The organism is Paenibacillus sp. F024 (genome assembly GCF_057814255.1).
Window position 1 is genome coordinate 239733 of sequence record NZ_JBVASZ010000002.1, and the last position, 20719, is coordinate 260451.

Annotated in this window: 23 protein-coding genes and 1 pseudogene; 21 read left to right on the forward strand and 3 right to left on the reverse strand. The window is 46.0% G+C overall.

Annotation, left to right across the window (positions count from 1 at the left end):
- Positions 1-281 precede the first annotated feature (281 nt).
- From ACZYR9_RS04965 to ACZYR9_RS04975, 3 genes and pseudogenes are all read left to right on the forward strand, one after another.
- Positions 282-500 carry a hypothetical protein gene (locus tag ACZYR9_RS04965; RefSeq protein WP_488977355.1) on the forward strand — a complete coding sequence of 73 codons (219 nt, stop codon included), beginning with the start codon at positions 282-284 and terminating at the stop codon, positions 498-500.
- 118 nt (positions 501-618) lie between these two features.
- Positions 619-810, forward strand: coding sequence for a hypothetical protein (locus ACZYR9_RS04970; RefSeq protein ID WP_488977356.1), 192 nt, complete (start codon positions 619-621; stop codon positions 808-810).
- A gap of 351 nt (positions 811-1161) precedes the next feature.
- Positions 1162-1694, forward strand: a pseudogene (locus ACZYR9_RS04975) (group II intron maturase-specific domain-containing protein); the annotation flags it as partial.
- Between the two features lie 144 nt (positions 1695-1838).
- On the opposite strand, the gene ACZYR9_RS04980 reads toward ACZYR9_RS04975, so the two are convergent.
- Complete coding sequence (locus tag ACZYR9_RS04980) at positions 1839-2654, reverse strand: exodeoxyribonuclease III (RefSeq protein WP_488977357.1); 816 nt, start codon at positions 2652-2654, stop codon at positions 1839-1841.
- Positions 2655-2828: 174 nt separating this feature from the next.
- On the opposite strand from ACZYR9_RS04980, the gene ACZYR9_RS04985 reads away from it, so the two are divergent.
- The 8 genes from ACZYR9_RS04985 to ACZYR9_RS05020 all read left to right on the forward strand — a co-directional run bounded on the left by ACZYR9_RS04985 (position 2829) and on the right by ACZYR9_RS05020 (position 9163).
- Positions 2829-3326: an NUDIX domain-containing protein gene (locus ACZYR9_RS04985; RefSeq protein ID WP_488977358.1), complete on the forward strand. Its 498-nt coding sequence runs from the start codon at positions 2829-2831 to the stop codon at positions 3324-3326.
- Between the two features lie 136 nt (positions 3327-3462).
- Positions 3463-3774, forward strand: a complete 312-nt coding sequence (locus ACZYR9_RS04990) for an ArsR/SmtB family transcription factor (protein WP_488977405.1) — start codon at positions 3463-3465, stop codon at positions 3772-3774.
- A gap of 15 nt (positions 3775-3789) precedes the next feature.
- On the forward strand, positions 3790-5205 hold the full coding sequence (locus ACZYR9_RS04995) for an arsenic transporter (RefSeq protein ID WP_488977359.1): 1416 nt from the start codon (positions 3790-3792) through the stop codon (positions 5203-5205).
- Positions 5206-5244: 39 nt separating this feature from the next.
- Entirely contained in the window at positions 5245-5670 is a 426-nt protein-coding gene (arsC, locus tag ACZYR9_RS05000; protein WP_488977360.1) for an arsenate reductase (thioredoxin), read from the forward strand.
- A gap of 10 nt (positions 5671-5680) precedes the next feature.
- On the forward strand, positions 5681-6115 hold the full coding sequence (locus tag ACZYR9_RS05005) for a protein-tyrosine phosphatase family protein (RefSeq protein WP_488977361.1): 435 nt from the start codon (positions 5681-5683) through the stop codon (positions 6113-6115).
- A gap of 132 nt (positions 6116-6247) precedes the next feature.
- The gene (locus ACZYR9_RS05010) at positions 6248-6388 is read left to right on the forward strand and encodes a hypothetical protein (RefSeq protein WP_488977362.1); all 141 of its coding nucleotides are present in this window, start codon (positions 6248-6250) and stop codon (positions 6386-6388) included.
- Between the two features lie 289 nt (positions 6389-6677).
- Positions 6678-7985 carry a Gfo/Idh/MocA family protein gene (locus ACZYR9_RS05015; RefSeq protein ID WP_488977363.1) on the forward strand — a complete coding sequence of 436 codons (1308 nt, stop codon included), beginning with the start codon at positions 6678-6680 and terminating at the stop codon, positions 7983-7985.
- A 71-nt stretch (positions 7986-8056) separates the two neighbouring features.
- Complete coding sequence (locus tag ACZYR9_RS05020; protein WP_488977406.1) at positions 8057-9163, forward strand: glycoside hydrolase family 88/105 protein; 1107 nt, start codon at positions 8057-8059, stop codon at positions 9161-9163.
- A 61-nt stretch (positions 9164-9224) separates the two neighbouring features.
- On the opposite strand, the gene ACZYR9_RS05025 is transcribed toward ACZYR9_RS05020, so the two are convergent.
- Together ACZYR9_RS05025 and ACZYR9_RS05030 are read right to left on the reverse strand one after the other, a co-directional pair.
- The gene (locus ACZYR9_RS05025; RefSeq protein ID WP_488977364.1) at positions 9225-10037 is read right to left on the reverse strand and encodes a helix-turn-helix transcriptional regulator; all 813 of its coding nucleotides are present in this window, start codon (positions 10035-10037) and stop codon (positions 9225-9227) included.
- Between the two features lie 197 nt (positions 10038-10234).
- A complete protein-coding gene (locus ACZYR9_RS05030; protein WP_488977365.1) occupies positions 10235-11110 on the reverse strand; it encodes an AraC family transcriptional regulator in 876 nt (291 codons plus the stop codon).
- A 139-nt stretch (positions 11111-11249) separates the two neighbouring features.
- Here ACZYR9_RS05030 and ACZYR9_RS05035 point away from each other — a divergent pair, with 139 nt between their 5' ends.
- The 10 genes from ACZYR9_RS05035 (at position 11250) to ACZYR9_RS05080 (ending at position 20719) form a co-directional block, all read left to right on the forward strand.
- Positions 11250-12764, forward strand: a complete 1515-nt coding sequence (locus ACZYR9_RS05035) for a sugar ABC transporter ATP-binding protein (protein ID WP_488977366.1) — start codon at positions 11250-11252, stop codon at positions 12762-12764.
- On the forward strand, positions 12761-13762 hold the full coding sequence (locus ACZYR9_RS05040; RefSeq protein WP_488977367.1) for an ABC transporter permease: 1002 nt from the start codon (positions 12761-12763) through the stop codon (positions 13760-13762). The genes ACZYR9_RS05035 and ACZYR9_RS05040 overlap by 4 nt, the downstream gene beginning before the upstream one ends.
- 24 nt (positions 13763-13786) lie before the next feature.
- Positions 13787-14749: a substrate-binding domain-containing protein gene (locus ACZYR9_RS05045; protein ID WP_488977368.1), complete on the forward strand. Its 963-nt coding sequence runs from the start codon at positions 13787-13789 to the stop codon at positions 14747-14749.
- Between the two features lie 163 nt (positions 14750-14912).
- Positions 14913-15983: an NAD(P)-dependent alcohol dehydrogenase gene (locus tag ACZYR9_RS05050; RefSeq protein ID WP_488977369.1), complete on the forward strand. Its 1071-nt coding sequence runs from the start codon at positions 14913-14915 to the stop codon at positions 15981-15983.
- 4 nt (positions 15984-15987) lie between these two features.
- Positions 15988-17013, forward strand: coding sequence for a zinc-dependent alcohol dehydrogenase family protein (locus ACZYR9_RS05055; protein WP_488977370.1), 1026 nt, complete (start codon positions 15988-15990; stop codon positions 17011-17013).
- Between the two features lie 39 nt (positions 17014-17052).
- Positions 17053-17814 (forward strand): phytanoyl-CoA dioxygenase family protein, encoded by a 762-nt coding sequence (locus tag ACZYR9_RS05060; protein WP_488977371.1) that lies wholly within the window; start codon positions 17053-17055, stop codon positions 17812-17814.
- A 33-nt stretch (positions 17815-17847) separates the two neighbouring features.
- Positions 17848-18228 carry a MerR family transcriptional regulator gene (locus ACZYR9_RS05065; protein ID WP_488977372.1) on the forward strand — a complete coding sequence of 127 codons (381 nt, stop codon included), beginning with the start codon at positions 17848-17850 and terminating at the stop codon, positions 18226-18228.
- Positions 18215-19012, forward strand: coding sequence for a phytanoyl-CoA dioxygenase family protein (locus ACZYR9_RS05070; protein ID WP_488977373.1), 798 nt, complete (start codon positions 18215-18217; stop codon positions 19010-19012). The genes ACZYR9_RS05065 and ACZYR9_RS05070 overlap by 14 nt, the downstream gene beginning before the upstream one ends.
- Before the next feature lie 33 nt (positions 19013-19045).
- Complete coding sequence (locus ACZYR9_RS05075; RefSeq protein ID WP_488977374.1) at positions 19046-19870, forward strand: AraC family transcriptional regulator; 825 nt, start codon at positions 19046-19048, stop codon at positions 19868-19870.
- An 18-nt stretch (positions 19871-19888) separates the two neighbouring features.
- Positions 19889-20719: a class I fructose-bisphosphate aldolase gene (locus ACZYR9_RS05080; protein WP_488977375.1), complete on the forward strand. Its 831-nt coding sequence runs from the start codon at positions 19889-19891 to the stop codon at positions 20717-20719.

Genomic DNA, 20719 nt, shown 5'->3' on the forward strand with positions numbered 1-20719 from the left:
TTCTCTTTAAGGCGGCAGCCCACACGGTTCAAGTCTGGATTCATAACCTGTAAGAAAGCTTGAAGCTTTTTCGTTCCATTAACATATAAATGGGTGAATACTAGTTAAGTAACATACAAAGGTCAGTTTGCCTCAACGGACTGACATTTTCTTATATCGCTTGCTGTAAGCGTGAGGAGCTAACCTGGCGATGAGATGAAAAAGAGATGGCTTTGTGATATAGTTATATCTTACATTCCAGCATGATGATCAGAAATGAATTGAAAGGAGAATTTATATTTATGAAACGATATCATTTTGAATATGAAATTCCTTCAGCTAATAAAAAAGGCACATTCAGTTGGGTGGCAAATACAGAGGATGAGGCAAGAAAAGGTGTTCAAGCTAAAGTAGCTGATTTCGAGTTCATCGAAACGAATGATGTTGTCGTAGGAAAATTGATTGAAGTAAAGGACACCACCGGAAACCAGTATTATGAATGCGAAGGCTGCAGCGCGTGAGATTGAAATAGACGTACTCACGGGTTCAATTTGTTTAAGTAAGAAAAGCAAGGTTCAGTTGTGCTGAGAAAAACTGATCTTGCTTTTCTTTGCCTATGAAGATGAAAGAGGGTTGTGGATGCGAATTAAAGTACAATTGTCTATTGAAGGCGAAGCGGTAAAGGAAGACGAGCTTATTATCCAGGAAAGCAAGCTTGGAGAACTCACAGACGAAGAGATCGAACAAGCTATCGAGATCAATATCCGCAGTTGGGCAGACAAGATGATTAGCATTCATTGGGAAGTACTGGAGGAAGACACAGCCAAGTGACTCTTTACGATAACCCCGGAGACAGAGCTGTTGTCGGGTGAACGTTTCGCTCATCCTGATGCGGGTACGGCCTTACTCAACAACGGCTAAGCAAGAAAAAATGAAATGCCATTCGCTACAGCGCCGCCAGAGGATAATTTTGTAAACTTGAGTGGCTGCGTGCGGAAAGATGACGTTTTTATCTGGGGAGACCTGTGGAATATGCGAAGTAACTTCGTAACCGCAGCCGGAAGGCTGCGCTGAATCCGCAGGAGTCAGCAGACGCCATAGTACGGGAGTCCGGGACGCCGGAAACCGGAAGGGCTGAACTTAAAGGAGAGAAAGAAACCGTTGCGTTCGCACGAAGAGCAAGAATCGGTCATTGGCTTTGTAGATGGGAAGCTTAGACTGAGAGTAAATAGGGATAAGAGCGCGGTAGACTGCCCTTGGAAACGGAAATTTCTCGGCTTTAGTTTTGTAAGCAACAAAGAAGCAACCATTCGCATCGCTCTCAAGAAGATCGAACCGTTCAAGGATCGTATCAAAGAGATCACCTCTAGGACTAGAGGTGTCACGATGGTAAACCGAATTAAGGAACTCAATCGCTACCTGATGGGCTGGATTGGATACTATCGCCTAGCATCTGCTAAGACTCACTGCGTGAGACTCGATGAATGGATCCGCCGTGACTCCGTATGTGTACGTAAAAGCAGTGGAAACTGCCACGCACTAGATTGAGAAACCTGAGAGCCCTAGGCGTTCCGGATTGGGCAGCGAGAATGATGGCCAATTCACGCCGCGGTTACTAGGAGATGTCTCGAAACATTAATAACGCCTTCAACCTTTCCTACTGGAAAGATCAAGGGCTTCTTAGTCTAACATCTCGTTATCTAGAAATTCGTTAACCTTTAGGAACCGCCGTATGCGGACCCGCATGTACGGTGGTGTGAGAGGTCAGGGGCTAGCCGCCCCTATCTACTCGATTAGTATCGGTTATGAGGTTTACTGCCAATCAAGTAACGACAGTGGATTCTAAGCGCTGTCCTGAACTAATTGGTGGAGTTTGCCGCCGCGGGCAAAACGACGGGATCGGCACCGTCGGCGGAGTAGATATCTATAGTGTCCAGGATCACAGGGCAATGATCGCTGCCTGTTATATGGGCATCAATCTGTGCATCTACTAATGAGGAAGCAAGTCTTGATGAAGCGAGAAAGTAATCGATCCGCCACCCGATGTTCCGCTCTCTCACCTTAGGCATTTGAGACCACCAGGTATAGGCATCTATCCGGTCGGGATAGAAATGTCTGAAGGTATCGATAAACCCCGCCGCTAATAATTGGGTCATTTTGGATCGTTCCTCCGGAGTAAATCCGGAGTTGTTACGATTGGATTTGGCATTTTTGAGGTCAATCTCTTGATGCGCCACATTGAGATCTCCGCAGACAATAACAGGCTTATGGGCATCCAGCCGCTGAAGGTAGACTCGAAACCGGTCTTCCCATTCCAGTCTATAATCCAGCCTAGACAGATCACGTTTTGCATTTGGAGTGTATACATTGACAAGATAGAAAGCGTCGAACTCCAAAGTAATGATCCGCCCCTCAGGCTCTTGTTCTTCTTCTAAGCCGTACCGTACGGAAATTGGTTTGATTTTTGTAAATACGGCGGTTCCGGAATACCCTTTTTTAATGGCATAATTCCAATATTGAAAATATTCCGGCCCATAGTCCAGACGAATTTGTCCTTCTTGCAATTTCGTTTCCTGAATACAGAAAATATCTGCGTTTGTTTGTGCGAAATAGTCGTTAAATCCTTTATTTACACATGCTCTTAAACCGTTAACATTCCACGATACCAGCTTCAATGTCATACCTCTCCTTGGTGCATTCGATAGTTTCTTTTATTTCATAGTAGTATATCCTATTTATCCTTGTCATCTTTTTATGAGCAAATCCAATGATTTTCTTCATTTTGTCTATTTCTAAATGTTTTTGTAATATACTTAAGGAAATGGTTGATTAAGGAGTAGCAGAGGAACATGAGATATAACTACTGTCCTAAGTGTGGAGGAATGTTAGGTCTAAATAAAAAAAGGGAAGTATCCAAACCGTACTGTACTTCATGCGGCTTTATCTTTTATCAAAATCCGGCGGTAGGTGTTGCTGCCATTATCATCAGGGATAAAAAAGTATTGCTGGGTCAGCGAAAGGGAAGTTATGAGGGACAGTGGTGTATTCCTTGCGGTTACGTCGAGTGGGATGAGGATGTGTATGAGGCTGCTCAAAGGGAATTCTTAGAAGAAACGGGCTTAAAAATAGAAATTACATCGGTTTACACCGTTCTCTCCAACTTCCATAACCCCAATCAACAAAGCGTTGGTATTTGGTTTCGGGCCAATGAGGTGGAGGGTGAGCTTGCTGCGGGAGATGATCTGAAGGAAGTGGGATTTTTTTCTTACGATGAACGGCCGGCATCAGCCTTTCCTGCAGATCAAAAGGTATTGAAAAAATTAAAGAACGAGCAATTGATTTTTTAAGAAAAATCAATTATGTTTGTTTACAAACAATAAATATATAAAGTATTTATTATATAAATACATTGTTATATACTTATTATAAGAGGCCAAAAGAAGGAGGGGTGTTGACCATATGACGATGACAAAGAGTACGGCTTTGGAACAAATCCAGGCAATATCCGAGGTGTTGAAGCTGCTTGGCGATAAAACAAGGCTGATGATCTTAGCGCTTTTAAAGGAAAGGGAGCTTTGTGTTTGCGAGATCGTCGATGCCATAGGCATGTCACAGCCCGGGATCAGCCAGCATTTGCGAAAATTAAAAGATGGCGGACTGGTCAATGAAAGAAGAAAAGGTCAATGGATTTATTATTCTTTAAAAATGGAAGACAGGCCTTATATTAGAGAGTTATTAAGTTATACTCCCTCATTAAAAGAAATGCTCGAAAAGAAAAATAACTGCTGCGAATAGTCCGGAGGATAACCTATGGCAACGATTTCTCTTATTATTTTTGTACTGACATTAACGTTTGTGATATGGCAGCCGAGAGGCTTAAATATCGGATGGTCTGCAGCCGGCGGCGCCATTCTTGCCTTACTGTTTGGTGTCGTGAGCTTCACCGATGTCGGGACTGTAACGGGGATTGTGTGGAACGCTACCTTAGCCTTTGTCGCCATTATCCTGATTTCACTGGTGCTTGATGAAATTGGTTTTTTTGAATGGGCCGCATTGCATATGGCGCGGCTGGCCCGCGGGAATGGGCTGCTCATGTTTGTGCTTATCATTCTGCTTGGAGCGGCGGTCGCAGCCCTGTTTGCCAATGATGGAGCAGCCCTAATTATTACGCCGATTGTACTGTCAATGGTCCGGGCGCTTCAATTCGATGAAAAAAGGGTGCTGCCATTTATTATGGCAAGTGGTTTCATTGCCGATACGGCATCCCTTCCGCTAGTTGTAAGCAACCTGGTGAATATCGTATCTGCCGATTATTTCGGGATAGGCTTTGCTGAATATGCAAGCCGTATGATCATCCCTAATTTCTTTTCGATTCTCGCAAGTCTTATCGTTTTGTTTCTGTTTTTCCGAAGCAGCATTCCCAAGGCGTACAATCTTACTCAGTTAAAAAAACCTAATGAAGCCATTAAGGATATGAGGCTGTTTAAACTATCTTGGGTAATTTTGGCAGCGCTGCTTGTCGCGTATTTCATCAGTGAGTTTCTCTCCATCCCCGTATCCCTCATTGCCGGAGCTGCAGCCGTTGCGTTTCTTATCTCCGCGAGAAGAAGCCCGGTGATTCATACCTGGAAACTTGTGAAGGGTGCTCCGTGGGCGGTTGTTATTTTTTCCATCGGGATGTATGTGGTTGTTTACGGATTAAGGAACGCAGGGCTTACGGATACATTGGGCAGCGTGATTCAGGCGGTAGCCGACAGGGGGTTATTCGCGGCTGCGATTGGCATGGGATTTATTGCTGCAATATTGTCGTCTGTTATGAATAATATGCCGACAGTCATGATAGATGCGCTCGCAATCCAAGGAACACAAGCACAAGGGGTGATTCGTGAGGCGCTGATCTATGCCAATGTCATTGGTTCGGATTTAGGGCCCAAAATCACACCGATCGGTTCTCTGGCCACTCTGCTTTGGCTGCATGTGCTGGCCCGGAAAGATGTTAACATCTCATGGGGCTATTATTTTAAAATCGGCATCCTATTAACGGTACCGACCTTATTCATTACACTGACGGGTCTTTGTTTATGGCTCTATTTTATTGAGACGGTTCGTGTTAATGAATGGCTGGTTATTGCGGCCTTTACGTTGTTGACTGCTGTTACGGTTATGCTGATGGTCAAGGCGATGTTAAGAAATACACAAGAAAATAGAGGGAGTCAAGGCGCTTGATTGCTTCCTGCACTTGATATCCCAAAGGAGAATTGTACCGTGGAGAAAAAACCATTAGTCTATTTTTTATGTACAGGAAACTCTTGTAGAAGCCAAATGGCAGACGGTTTTTTAAAAGCATTGGGCAGCGATAAATTCGAAGTAAGGAGCGCCGGGCTGGAAGCTCACGGCTTGAATCCCCGCGCGGTTCAGGTGATGAAGGAAGCTGGTGTGGATATCGGCAAACATACCTCTGATGTTATTGATCAAGAGCTTCTAAACCGCGCGGACTACGTTATTACGCTCTGCGGTCATGCCGATGAGCACTGCCCTGTGATCTCAAACCAACATGTTGTCAAGTGGCACTGGGGTTTTGAGGATCCGGCGAAGGCGGCAGGACCTGAAGACGAAATCATGAGCAAGTTCCGCGAAGTCCGCGATTCTATTAAACAGCGCATCGAGCAGTTTGTAAACGAAGGAGAATAGGGAGGACCTTATGCAAAAAAACTACCATAACCTGATTGACGAACAAATCTTCTTTGGCGGTGCAGCGGATGTCAAAGACATGGTGAGCAACGAAGGCGTTGAAGTAATTGTTGATCTGCGCGGGGAGGCCACCGAATGCGCGGATCCTGAGGCCAATGTTGAATGGATTCAAGTACCTCTTGGAGATCAGGCCGAAGCTCCGCAGGAGGAGCTTTTCGATCAGGCGATAAATCACGTTGTCGAGGCTTATAAAAGCGGTAAAAAGGTTGGATTCCACTGCGGCGGGGGCGGCGGACGGGCGGGGGCTGTTGCTGCTGGAACATTAATTAAATTAGGTAAATGCCCAACCCTTGCTGAAGCGGAAGCGATGGCCAAGAGCATTCGTCCGAAAGTAAATATCAAGCCTCCTCAACGTGAGGCGCTTGAGAAAATCTTTAAGAAGTAAATTGGTAATAAAGCAATAAAGGGGGAAGCACTGTTTAAAATATCAGTTCTTCTTTGGTATTTTCACCTAGTAAAAAAATTTTGAACCCCGAGAAATCCTTTGGATAAGGAAGTCGTCAAAGGAATGATCCTTATGACCCCATTCTATATCGAACCGAATAAATCCGATGCCATGAGGCAGACGATGGACCGATACGGACAAGCCGTCAAAGTGCTCGCGGAAAACATGGAACGCTTTTTGCAGATACGAAGGCGGCGTTCGACGGTATTTTGAGCATATCTATCCCGCGGCACTGGCTTGGGACCGCGTACACCCCAACACATCATCGGCCATACGACAATTGCCAGAGCCTTCTTACATACCATAGGATTCGAATTGGAACAAATAAATGAAATCATGTTAATAGAAATGGACCGCCCCTTCCTTTTGAGGGGACGTTTTTTTGCTTTTGCCAAATGAGCAAAAATAGCAAAGTTTTATCGAGAATGACAAAATCCGTTCAAGATTTCATCTGCGATTTGATCTACAATGCAATGGAAACGAAAAACAAGACGAACGGGAGATGAGCCGGTTGAAAAGGTACGTCATTTGCGGAGTAAGCGGCAGGGCGATGAATATGTTTATCGGTCCGATGCTTCAAACGTTCTCAATGCATGTTGAAATCGTGGGACTCCTTGATATAGACCCAAGGCGGTTTGAAGTCTGCTTGGGGAAATATCCTCAGCTAACAGGCGTTAGCGTATACAGCCCGGAGCAATTCGATGATATGGTGAGTGAAACGAAGCCGGATGTGGTGATTGTAGCCGGTGCGGACCATACGCATGAAGCTTATATCGTCAAAGCGCTCGAGCATGATCTGGATGTGATTACGGAAAAGCCTATGGCAACGACCAGTGAAGAGTGCCGGAGAATTCTGGAGGCGGAAGCGAAGAGCAAGGGCAGGGTCAGCGTGACGTTTAATTACCGGTACATGCCGATTCACAGCAAGATCAAGGAGCTTATTCTGGAAGGTAAAATCGGGCGCGTGACCTCCGTTGATTTGAACTGGTACATCGATACTTACCATGGAGCGAGCTATTTCAAACGCTGGAACCGGAAAAGAAGCAACTCGGGAGGCTTGTCCATTCACAAAAGCACGCATCACTTTGATTTGGTGAACTGGTGGATCGACCAGACTCCAATAGAAGCCTTCGCTTACGGGGCCCTGAATTATTACGGTCCCGAAGGAGAGCTGAACCCGAGGAAGGAAGACGGCAGATATTGCGGGACCTGCGAGCTGAAGCGGGATTGCGCCTACTACATGAGATGGTCCAGCAGAAGCCGGGAGGTTGTCATCAAAGATGATCATATCGGCGCGGCTACGCTCGGCAAAGGTCTGAACAGCTACACGAATTATCGTCCGGATGCCTGTATTTTCGATTCGGAGATCGATATTGAGGATACCTACACGGCTGTCGTCAAATACGATAAAGGCACGCTGCTCAGCTACTCAGTCAATTTCTCCGTACCTTATGAAGGCTACCGCTTGGCCATTAACGGGACGAAGGGCCGATTGGAAACTCAGGAATTCCATGTGCCAAGCCGCGTTCCTTTTCCCGTAGCCTTGCAGACGATCGATTATCTCCCTTTATTCGGCTCGAAGGAAACCATCCATGTCGTCTTTACCGAGGGAGGCCACGGGGGAGGAGACCCGTTGATTCTGGAGGACTTGTTCCTGGGACCTGATCCCCGCAGGTCTTACGAAATCTTATCGGGAGCCCGGGCAGGAGCAAATTCGGTATTGGCCGGGGAGGCCGTTTGGAAATCGGTTCAATCCGGCGCGCCGGTTCGCATACAAGAGCTGTTAAGTCCAACATTGGTAAGCCGATAATCAAAGACTCATACGAGGGAGTGAACCTTGTGGAAGCACTGAAATGGGCAATAAACACGGCGGAAACGTTCATGTCAGCTTCTGATCGGGATGGCTATCATCCGGAATTGGCCAAACGATGGGCTTACGTGCCCGGGATGATGCTCTTGTCGATCGGGAGGGTTTGGGAACAAACCGGTGAAGCAAAGTATTTTGACTTTATGAAAAGACATTTGGATTTGTTCGTTGAGCCGGGCGGAACCATTAAAACCTATGTGCTGGAAGAGTATAATCTGGATCAGATCAATCAAGGGAAAGTCCTTTTTCCGTTGTGGTGTCAAACCGGGGAGCCGCAGTATGAGAAGGCGGCGCATCTGCTGGCGGCCCAGCTGAAAGGGCACCCGCGAACAAGTGAGGGCGGATTTTGGCACAAGAAGATTTATCCGTTCCAAATGTGGCTGGATGGACTATACATGTCCTCCCCCTTTCTTGCGCAGTATGCCAAAACGTTCGGACAGCCGGAATGGTTTGACGAAGTCGCCCGGCAGCTTCTGCTGGTGGAGAAACAAACACGTGATCCCAAAACCGGGCTTCTGTATCATGCTTGGGATGAAAGCAGAGAGCAGCGTTGGTGTAATCCGGAAACGGGAAGGTCCCTGCATTTCTGGAGCCGGGCGATGGGCTGGTATGCGATGGCGGTCGCAGATGCGCTGGAGCATTTTCCGGTGGATCACCCCCAGAGAGGCACGATTGCAGGCCTTTTTGAGCGTATGGCCGGTGCTTTGATACAGGTGCAGGAAGCGGAAAGCGGATTATGGTATCAGGTGCTGGATATGGGGGGAAGGGAAGGGAATTACCTGGAAGCCTCAGGTTCGGCCATGTTCACCTATGCCATCGCCAAAGGGGTTCGATTAGGCTATATATCCTCCAAATTTAAACCCGCTGCCGTCAAAGGCTATCAGGGAATACTTGAACGGCTCGTGGAGAAAGAGGATACCGGCGGCGTCCACTTAAATCAGATCTGCCATGGCGCCGGGCTCGGAGGAGCTCCTTATCGTGATGGCAGCTATTCATACTATATCAGTGAAATGGTTGTCCGTGATGCGATGATGGGCGTAGCGCCGTTCATATTAGCCGGAGTGGAGATTCACACGCTCCAGGAGCTGGAGTCCAGGACGCAGCTATCCTCGGTTGGATAGTGCTCAATCCATAAAAACCCGCGAGGCTGTACTTGCGGGTTTACTATTTTTTGTTACGGCTTTACGAGGATTTGATCATTTTTTTGTATTCCATCGGCGACATCATGGCGATTTGCTTAAATTTGCGGTTGAAGTGAGTAATATTGATATATCCAACCTGTTCGGCGATTTCAATGACTTTATGCTGAGTTTCCCGAAGCAGTCTCTGGGCCTCGCGTATGCGCAGCGTGTGAATGTATTCCGTAAAATTAAAGCCGGTATACCGCTTAAACAAACGGCTGAAATGAAAAGGACTGATAAAAAAACGAGCGGCAACCCCTTCCATCGTGAGGGAATGCATAAAATGGACGTTGCAAAATTCGATGATCTCTGACATTTTATGATGTATCGGAATAGGGGACGCCTCCGAGGCTTCCGAAACTTTACGGGAAGCGAACAGCAGCAATTGAACGAGCAGGGTTTCACAGTACAAGGAACGTCCCTGACGGCTGCGATCGGAGTATTCGTTATTCATTTGAAAGATCAGATTTTCGATATAGTTTTGCTCGAGGTTGTTTAACCCGATAACTCTGTTGGCGTTCGAGAACGGAGACAGCAGCATATCCATATGCCGTCCGTGATACTGATCGACAAAGTGGTCTGTAAAATAAACGACAGCCCTTTCATGCTGTTCCCCGCCGGCGATGGTTTTGTGGATGTCATTTTTCTTTATGAAAATCATCGAGCCCTTTTGGACATAGTAAGTCCGGTTCTCAATGTAATAATAACGTTCGCCCGCGAATAAGTAGTAAATTTCATAATGATCATGATAATGAGACTTTCGCATAGCAAAATTTTCGCCCTTGGCAAAACGAACTTGAAAATCTTCATCCATGGCCGTTTCACTCCCTAACCCAAGAATAGCAATCAAGGTAAACGAGTGCAACAAAAAAAGAAAGGGGATTCATAAGAAAGTATAATAAAAAGTTCTCGAGAAAACGCTATCTTTTCTGCTGAGGAGAGATAGCGTTTTGTTGTTTCTCAAAATAATTGAACTATGGTTAATATATATGCCGATTAGATCCAGTCGTCTTAGCTGTGCTTGAACATCTTTTTCTTATTTTTTTCTTTGTATTGCTTCGGTGTCTCCCCCGTTATTTTTTTGAAAAGCATGGTAAAGTAGTTCGAGTTTTCATAGCCGACCTGCTTGGCGACTTCATTGATTTTCAAATCGGTGGTCAATAGTAAAACCTTGGCTTGGCCGATCCGGCAATGGATTAAATAGTTAATGGGGGAGTAGCTTGTTTCATTTTTGAAGATATGAGACATATAATACTGGCTGATATAGAGGCTGTCCGCAATGTCATTTAGCGAGATATTTTTAGTGTAATTTTTATCGATGTATTCCTTGATTTGAAGTGCCAATGAATCGGGGGTACTGTTGGCTGCCGGTCTTTGTTCAGATCTGATGATCCGAATTAAGAGAGTAAGCAAGCAAAAAAGTAAATTCTGACAAATGACATCAAATCCCAGGACTTGGGAGGAAGATTCTTCAAAAATATCCGTAATGTAGCTTTCGATCTTATAGGAATAATCATGGGTGTGAACAATGGGTTCCCGGTCTACCGGAATAAGTTGACCTTCTTGCATTCCCTTGATAAAAAGATTGCCTACACCGCAAAAATACGTTTTGAGAGGATTGGAAGGATTGGAGAATTCCTCATGCACTACCCCTTGGTTATAGACAAGAATATCTCCTTGCTTTGCGTAGTAAGGCTTGTTGTTTACAATAAATGTTCCCTCTCCCTTGCTAATATAAATAATTTCACAAAAATCGTCGTGCTTGTGGCTAGGGAATTTCCATTCGGGTTCATTGGAGACTTGTCCGGCATAGATAAGAATGGGCAGCCTTCCCGGCTTGAATATTTCACTTTCATTAGATTGATAACGGATTAGCTTTTGATCCAAATTCATCCCCCCCTTAAAGTAATCATCTCAGCAAGATTGTAGAGAATTCAAATTAATTTCGCAAGATTGAATATTTTAACTGTGCTTTCCGTTTGTTAAAATGAAAGCGCAATCATCAAACAAAAGGGGTGAACACATAGTGGAGCCGTTTGCTCTAGAGATGAAAAATATGTATAAATCCTTTCCAGGCGTAGTCGCACTCAGCGATGTCACACTCCAGGTCAAAAAAGGTGAAGTGCATGCTTTGATGGGGGAGAACGGAGCGGGGAAGTCGACACTGATGAAAATATTAGCCGGGGTCTATAAGCCGGACCGGGGTGACATTTTTCTCAATGGGCAAAAAGTGGAGTTGAAAAATCCGCTATCTGCTAACCAGCACGGGATTAGCATGATTTATCAGGAGCTAAGCTTTATCCCGGAGTTGACTGTAGCCGAAAATATTTTTCTGGGCAGGGAGCCCAGATATCCTTACACCGATATTGTGAATCGACGCAAATTGATGAAGGATACGGTTCAATTGCTGAATCAGCTGGATATTCATTTGGATCCTGCTCGAAAAATATCTTCGTTAACCATTGCCGAAATGCAAATGGTCGAAATAGCAAAAGCGCTTTCCACAAATTCGGACATTATTGTTATGGATGAGCCTACATCGGCGATTACGGACCGAGAGGTTGAAAAGCTTTTTGAAATCATTAAGATGCTTACCGGACAAGGCAAATCGATTATTTATATTTCTCACAAAATGGATGAAATCTTCGAGATATGCGACTCCATTACGGTTTTAAGGGACGGCTGCTTCATTGACAGCAAGCCAGCAGAAGAATTAGATATTCAAAAGCTGATTAAGCTGATGGTCGGCCGAGATTTGCAGGATATTTATCCCAAAAAACATACCGTACATGAGAGTGTCTACTTTGAAATCAAAAATTTGTCCCGCAAAAATAAATTTCGAAATATTAGTTTTACCGTGAGAAAGGGAGAGATTATCGGTTTATCGGGTCTGGTAGGGGCAGGAAGGACCGAGCTCGCCGAATCGATCTTTGGGGTTCATCCTCCCGATCAGGGAGAAATGGTTTTGGAAGGCCGGCAAGTGTCCGTCCGTTCTCCCAAAGACGCTATAGCCCATCATATCGCATTGGTTACGGAAGACCGAAAGCTGTTCGGTTTAAATTTAAAGGGTTCCGTAAAGGACAACATGTCATTGGTCAGCCTGCGGAATTTCTCCAAGTTGAATCAGATCATTTCTGAGAAAAAAGAAATCAAAGCAGCCGATGAGCAAATTGACCTATTAAAAATTAAAACATCAAGCCGCAATACGATTGTGAATACATTAAGCGGAGGAAATCAGCAAAAAATCGTACTGGCGAAATGGCTTTTGAATGCTCCGAACCTGCTGATACTCGATGAACCGACCCGGGGAATCGATATTGGAGCTAAGTTTGAAATATACAAGATCATTAATGAGTTGGCCGAAAAAGGAAAATCGATCATTGTCATTTCGTCGGAAATGCCGGAATTGCTTGGGTTATGCGACAAAATCATTGTCATGTGTCAGGGCGAGATGACAGGGGAATTTGCAAGGGAGGAATTCAATCAAGAGCATATTATGGCCTGCAGTACCGGACATCTGAAAGGAGAATTAGCTGAATGAACAAAGAACTTGCTTCAACCTACGACTCGATGATCGAGAGTAAGGCCAAAGAAAGAAGCATCACGAAGGAAAATATCTCTCGCTATTTATTTAAATATGGCATTTATGTCGCGTTTATCATTCTTTTTATCGCTTTATCGGTGGTCTCGGACGTATTTTTAACGACGGCGAATCTGTTAAACATCCTTCGTCAAGTCTCGATCATAGGCATCATCGCCGTCGGAATGACCTTCGTTGTCATTACCGGAGGGATTGATCTTTCCGTCGGATCCATCATGGCACTATCGGCGGTCGTTGCCGCAAGCTTCGCTACCGCCCAAGGAGACTATCCTTTATTTGTTGCTTTGGTCATCGGTATGCTGGTCGGTTTGCTTTGCGGTTCTGTTAACGGCCTGATCATCTCGCGATTTCAAGTGGCGCCTTTCATTGTCACATTAGGGATGATGACGGCTGCAAGAGGAGTTTCGATGGTCTATACGAACGGGCGCCCTGTAATCAATCTGAGCGATTCGTACAACGCGATCGGAGGCGGATATTTTCTTGGATTGCCCATACCGGTCATCATCTTCGTCTGTATAGTGCTCATCGGGATCTTCTTCCTCCGGTATACCCGCTTCGGAAGATACGTTTATGCAACCGGCGGGAATGAGCAGTCTACCCAATTATCGGGTATCAGTACGGCTAAAATTAAGTTTGCTGTGTATGCCATTGCCGGTTTGGCCGCCGGAATTGCAGGTATCGTGCTCTCTTCCAGGGTCATGGCAGGCTCTCCCGTATTGGGTCAAGGCTACGAATTGGATGCCATCGCAGCAGTTGTTATTGGAGGAACGAGTCTTTTCGGAGGGATCGGCAGCGTGATGGGGACGGTTATCGGCGTACTCATTATCGGTTTCATGAATAACGGTCTCGATCTTCTCAATGTTTCTTCATATTATCAACAAATTGTCAAGGGCGTCATCATCATACTCGCTGTGCTTCTTGATAAAAAGAATCATTAAAAACATTTAATGGAGGGTTTGGACATGAAAAAATGGGTTGTTGCGATGATGGTATTTCTTATGATGTTTGTTACTGCGTGCGGAAGTGCAGGAAGTGATACACCGGCAAGCGGTGCAAGCTCGGGAGGGCAGGGAGGCTCGGAGAAGAAAATTAAAATCGGCGTTTCCTATCAAAATCTGCAAAACGAGTACATTGTGGCATTCCAGGAATCGCTCAAAGCCCAAGCGCAGGCTGCCGGCGTAGAGCTCATTGAAGCGGATGGTCAAGGAAAAGCCGAAAACCAAATTAATCAGGTCGAAAACTTTATTACTCAACAAGTGGATGTGATCATCCTAAATCCGATCGACAAAAATGCCTGTGCACCGGCGGTTGAGAGGGCTGTAGCTGCAAAAATTCCGCTCATTACCGCCGTAGCCGACGTAGCCAATCAAGATAAAGTAACCGCACACGTCGGATCCAATGATGTGGAAGCCGGTAAAATGGAAATGCAGTTCATGGCTGATGCCCTTCAGGGTAAAGGCAACATCGCCATCATTCACGGACCGAACGGACAGTCGGCCGAAATCAACCGCACCGAAGGAAATTACGAAATTCTGAAAAAGTATCCGGATATTAAGGTCGTCGTGGAGCAGACGGCAAACTGGTCCCGGTCCGAAGCATTGGCATTAACGGAAAACTGGCTCCAATCGCAAAAGCTGGATGCCATTGTTGCACAAAACGATGAGATGGCTCTAGGCGCATTGAAGGCGGTTGAAGCAGCAGGAAAATTAAACGAAATCAAAATTATCGGCATTGACGCGATTCCGGATGCGCTCAAGGCGGTCGAAGAAGGAAAGCTGCTGGCAACGGTATTCCAAGATGCAAAGGGCCAAGGAAAGCTGGCGGTTGAAGTGGCTATGAAAGCGGCTAGGAAAGAACAAGTGGATAAAGTGAATACGGTGGCTTTCCAAATGGTCACTAAAGAAAACCTATCCAAGTTCAAGTAAAGCGTCCTCGTTTAACAAATTCCTGCTTACGGATGCTGCCGAAGGGGATGGATCGATTTGATACGAAATGAAGGACAGTATGATCGGAAGAAAGCATGTCTTCGCTGTGCGGATTGCAGATTAGATACGAATAAGTCTTGTCGTGGAGAAAGGAAGGATCCCTTTGAAGCAAACCATGAAGGCGGCAGTATTGACCAAGCCCGGGGTTATCGAACTCATGGAGCGTCCGGTGCCCATGCCCCGAAGCAATGAGGTGTTGGTTCAAATCAAAGCGGTTGGGCTTTGCGGTTCCGACGTGCACTATTATGAGTATGGAAGAATTGGTCCATATGTCGTGACCCAACCGATGATTTTGGGGCACGAGGCTGCCGGTGTGATTGTAGCCGTAGGAGAGGAGGTGAAAAATACAACCTTAGGGCAGCGGGTCACCATTGAACCTGGGGTGACCTGCGGATTATGCGAGCAATGCAAGTCGGGAAAATACAATTTGTGTCCTGATGTAAAGTTTTTGGCAACGCCTCCTTATGACGGAGCCTTCTGTGAGTATATCGCCATTCGATCGGATATGGTATTCCCCATCCCGGACCACATGACATACGAGCAAGCCGCAATGGTGGAGCCTTTATCCGTCGGGCTGCATGCGACTCAACGGGGAAATCTGAAGCCCGGAGAAACCGTAGTGATTCTCGGACTTGGGCCTATTGGATTGGTGACAGCCATTGCAGCGAAGGCAGCCGGAGCCAAACGCATCATTGGCGTAGATTTGGAGCCTTTTCGCCTCTCGGCTGCTTTGAAATTAGGCGCCACGGAAGTGATCAACGCACGCGAAATGGATGCGGCAGTCACCATCAAGCAAATGACGGGTCAGCGCGGGGCTGATTTGGCGATAGAAACGGCGGGAAACGACAGGGCTTTACAAACAACGTTTGCTTCCGTTAAACGTGGCGGACGAGTGGTCATCGTGGGCTTGCCTCCAAAAGAGGAAGCGGCGCTCAACATTCCGCACATCGTTGATAATGAAATCGATATTTACGGAATTTTCCGCTACCGGAACACGTACAAGACCGGCGTCGATATTTTATCGAGACCCGATATCGATCTTAGCGCTATGATTACGGACCGTATGCCTCTGGAACAGACGCAGAAAGCTTTCGAGAAGGCCATCTCGGAAAAAAGCAGCACGTTGAAAATCATCATTGATCCGTCTTCAATGGATACGCAGAGGAGGAAATGAGACAATGAAAGCTGTTTTATATGAAAGAGCGTTGAATTTCTCTGTTTGCGAGGTGGAAAGTCGCGTTCTCCAGAATCACCAAGTCAAAATCAAGGTACACGCTTGCGGGGTATGCCGAACGGATATTCATCTTCATCACGGTGAATTTATGGCAGGCTTTCCCTTAATCCCCGGTCACGAGTTTGTCGGAGAAATTGTGGAGATCGGCAAGGAGGTCCGCGAACTGAAAATAGGGGATAGGGTATGCGCGGATAATACGGTATTATGCGGCTACTGTTATTATTGCAAGCGCAACGAACCTCTATATTGTGAGAACTTTTATTCTCTTGGCGTAAACGGTCCGGGAGGATTCTCCGAGTATGTGGTTGTCAATCACGATAAAGTGTTTCCGATTGGAGATATGCCTTACGATCAAGCGGTACTGGTAGAACCGACGGCCTGCGCCGTGCATGGTCTGGATGTCATCGATGTGAAAGCCGGAGATGACATTCTTCTGTTCGGCACAGGGCCTACGGGAATCATCCTTGCACAGTTGTTAAAGCATTCCGGAGCGGGTAACGTGGTTGTTGTGGCTTCCGACAGCAGGAAATTGGAAGTGGTCAAATCTTTGGGTGCGGATCATACCGTTCAGATGGATCGCTCGGATTACTCCAAACATCAAGATGAGCTATTTCTGCGTTTCCCCAAAGGGTTTGACATCGTCGTTGATGCTACGGGAGCGAAAGAGGTTATGCAGCAGCTTACTGATTTTGCAAAGTTTGGAGCTAAAATCGTCATTTATGGCGTTGCTTCGGAGCAAGACGAAATTACCGTTAATCCCTATGAAATCTTTCGTAAAGAATTGAAAATTATCGGCTCCTTTGCCCAGACGCATTGTTTTGACCGAGCTTTAAAATTTATTCAACAAGGCATTGTGAAAACAGACCATTTGATCACTCACCGTTATCCGCTTCATCAATTCGCTGAGGCCATTGAACAGGTTGAACACGGAAGAGGGCATATTAAAGTGGTTATTGAATGCCATAAGTGAAGTGCGAATGAACATACACCCTTATGAGGAGGAATTTCAATGAATATCTTGGAAGCCATGGCGAGTTTCGGAGTAGACGACAACACATTGACGGCTGAAGAAAAAAGAAGGCTGGATGAAGACGGATTTGTTGTTTTTCCAAATGTCATCGATCCGGTTTGGCTCGAGGAAATGAGACATTCGTTCGAATACATCGTTCAGAAGGAAGGAGCTTCCGCAGGTAAAGAGGTTCATCAAGAAACAGGTGCACGCCGGCTGGCCGATTTGGTTAATAAAGGATCCGTGTTCGACAGAGTTTATACTCATCCCAAGGTGCTGGCTGCCGTTTATCACGTCATCCAAAGAGAATTCAAGCTTTCTTCCCTCAATGGTCGCGATGCCAAGCCAGGAGAAGGACTTCAGGCGCTGCATGCCGATTGGATGGGGCGGCAGGAGAACGAACCATACCATGTCTGCAACAGTCTGTGGATTTTAGATGATTTTGAAGAGGATAACGGCGCTACTCGCGTGATTCCGGGCTCGCACAAGCACAGCGGACACATCAAGGATCATGTAAAAGACCCGTCTGCTGACCATCCGGGGCAGCAGCTGTTGATTGCTCCGGCCGGAACCGTAGCCGTGTTTAACAGTCATGTGTGGCATGGCGGAACCAAAAATCGAACGAACAAGTTAAGACGGGTTTACCATTGCTATTATACAGCGCGTGAGTATGAGCAGCAACAAGATCAATACGAGTATATCCGACAAACTACTTTTGATCGAATCAGTCCGGCTGCAAGATATATTTTGGATGTGCATTGATGTTGGCTTTGCGGTGGAAGGGTGTTTGGTGCGATGAAACGATACGACTTTATCTTAGACGGTCAGTTGGGAATCAAACTGCCTCAATTGAATTTGGAATGGGAGGAATATACGACAACAGAACGTGCGGATATTGCATTCCAATGGGAGCAAGCCCGCGAAATCATTGCCGGCAGAAGAAAAGAGCTGGAAAGGGTCATCTCCCTTAAACAGCAGCAGCTTATGCAGGAGGATGATTTTGCCGCAGCTTGTCAATTGAATCACGACATATCGGAAATGGCGTTGCTTATCAGCGAACTGAATCTATGGTATCGGGTTTCTTATCCCATGGATACCGGAAATCAACAGCCATCCGTATTTTGGAGCAGAAATCAAAATTTAATAAAGGAGTTGTTTGCATATGGAAACGATTAAAAAAATCGATCAACTCACAGAGGCGTTGCAGGAGCTTGGGGTAACGGATACGACTGTGAACCAGGCAGAAAAACATTCGCTGGATCAAAACGGATATATAGTAGTTCAAGGCTTAATGGAATCCTCTAGACTCGAGGAATTGAGAACGGCATTTGAAAAAATGATGTACAAAGAGGGGTTTGAGGAAGGAAGGGTCGCTCGAGACGATAAGTTTAATTTAGGCGATGAGATTGCCAAAGAGTTTTCTAAAGACAATGTACTGAGACACGGACAGGGAGAGCGGGTATCTTATAATGTGGTCAATAAGGATGCTGCCATGGATGGGGTGTACATTCATCCCAAAACGGTTGCGGCAGCGCATTATTTGTTGGGCCAAGAACTCAAGCTTTCTTCCTTGACGGCAAGGGAAGCCATCCAAGGCGAAGGAGGCGGGGCTCTTCAGTCAGTTGAAGGGGTAAAAGCGATATGGCTTCTGGACGATTTCCACGAAGATATTCAGGGGACGATCCGGATCATTCCTGGCAGCCATAAGAAAGATGGGGAACCGACAGATGAAGCCAAGGCGAAATCTATTGCTATCGCTGCTCCGGCCGGGTCCGTCTGTGTGCTTGCACCAGGGCTTTGGTTCAGCGAGACGGAAAATAAAACCGGAGGCAACCGAAGAGTGCTGCACTGCGACTATATCGAACGAAATCGGCAGCCTCGGTTGAATCAGTTGGAATATCTTAGAAGAACAACATATAAGCGTCTTTCGCCTGCAGCCAAATATATTCTCAATGTATAAAATGTCTAACTTATAAAATTCGGAGAAAGCCTAATGAATATTGGTATTTTTAAACAAGGGAAGTTGCCCATGCTCATGTATACCGGGCAGGTCATCAATGAACCAAACTGGAAATTCCCTAATCATAAGCATGACGATTTATGCGAAATTATTTACGTAAGGGATGGAGAAGGCACCTTCATTATTAATAACCAGACCTACACGGTAACCAAAGGCGATATTTTGATTTACAATGCGGGTGTGCATCATGAGGAATACTCTAATCCGCAGAATTCGCTGAAAACCTATTTTTGCGGCCTTACTCACCTTCTGATTGAGGGACTGGAAGAGAATCATCTTGTCCCGCCGGGGGTGAGTCCGGTCATTCATTCCCGCAAATATGTGATTAAAATTGAAAATATGATTTCGGAAATGTTTGAGGAATCTTCCTCGCAGGTTCTAGGATACGACACCTTATGCCAGAATCTGCTGGCTTCATTAGTGACATTGATTTATAGGATGATACAGACACAGGAACAAGAGAGTTCGCTCTCCGATCATCATTCCATGCCAATCAAGAAGTTCCTTGATAAGCACTATACGAAGAAGAGCTCGTTAAACGACATTTCAGATCAATTCTATATCAGCAGGGAGTATATATCGCGCATTTTCAAAAGCAATACCCAGTGTTTTCCAATCGGATATTTGCTTCAATGCCAGATTCAGGAGGCCAAAAGGCTTCTTAGCACGACAAATTTAGAGATTCATGAAATATCACAGAAAGTCGGATACGAGAATGCCCATTATTTTTCCATGTTGTTTGAGAAAGCGACGGGTGAAACACCCGATAGATTCAGAATGTCCTGTCATAAGGGCTAAAGGAGAGAAGGAATGCCGATGCAGCCTAGATTCAATCGTTTGTTTGGTTCAGATGGAAAATGCTTCGACGTAGCCATCGATCACGGTTTATTTAATGAAGCTTCTTTTTTATCGGGAATAGAACATATGCAAAAAGCGATCGAAACGATCGTTCATGCGAATCCTGATGCGATCCAGTTGAGTTCGGGGCAAGCGGCATGGCTGCAGAACGTTCCCGGTAAGGCCAAGCCGTCGCTGGTGCTGCGGACAGATATCGCCAATGTCTACGGGAAGACGCTGTCTTCTCACTTGTTCAGTCAGTTAATCTCGGACCCTGTAGGCCGGGCTGTCGCGTTAGACGCCGCATGTGTTGTCGTGAATTTGCTATTGCTGCCGAATCAACCGGAGCTGTATCACCAATGCGTGAAGAATGTCGCGTTATTAAAGCCCGAATGTGAAAAATATGGAATGCCTCTTATGGTGGAACCGCTCGTGATGCTTCCCAATGAGAAGCACGGCGGCTACATGGTAGATGGGGACCTGAATAAAATCGTTCCGCTCGTAAGGCAAGCCGTAGAGCTTGGAGCGGATATTGTTAAAGCGGATCCTTGCGACCATCTGGAGGATTATCACAAGGTCGTTGAAGCAGCGTCCGGCAAACCCGTGCTGCCCCGTGGAGGCGGAAGAGCGACGGATGAAGAGATCGTTACCCGTACCTATACCTTATTGCAGCAGGGAGCTTCGGGGATTGTCTATGGTCGCAACGTGATCCAGCATGTCCGTCCAGATCGAATGACGAAGGCATTAATGTCAATCGTACATGAGGCTGCCAAACCCGAAGAGGCCTTAGCGATATTGAGAGGGGATTAA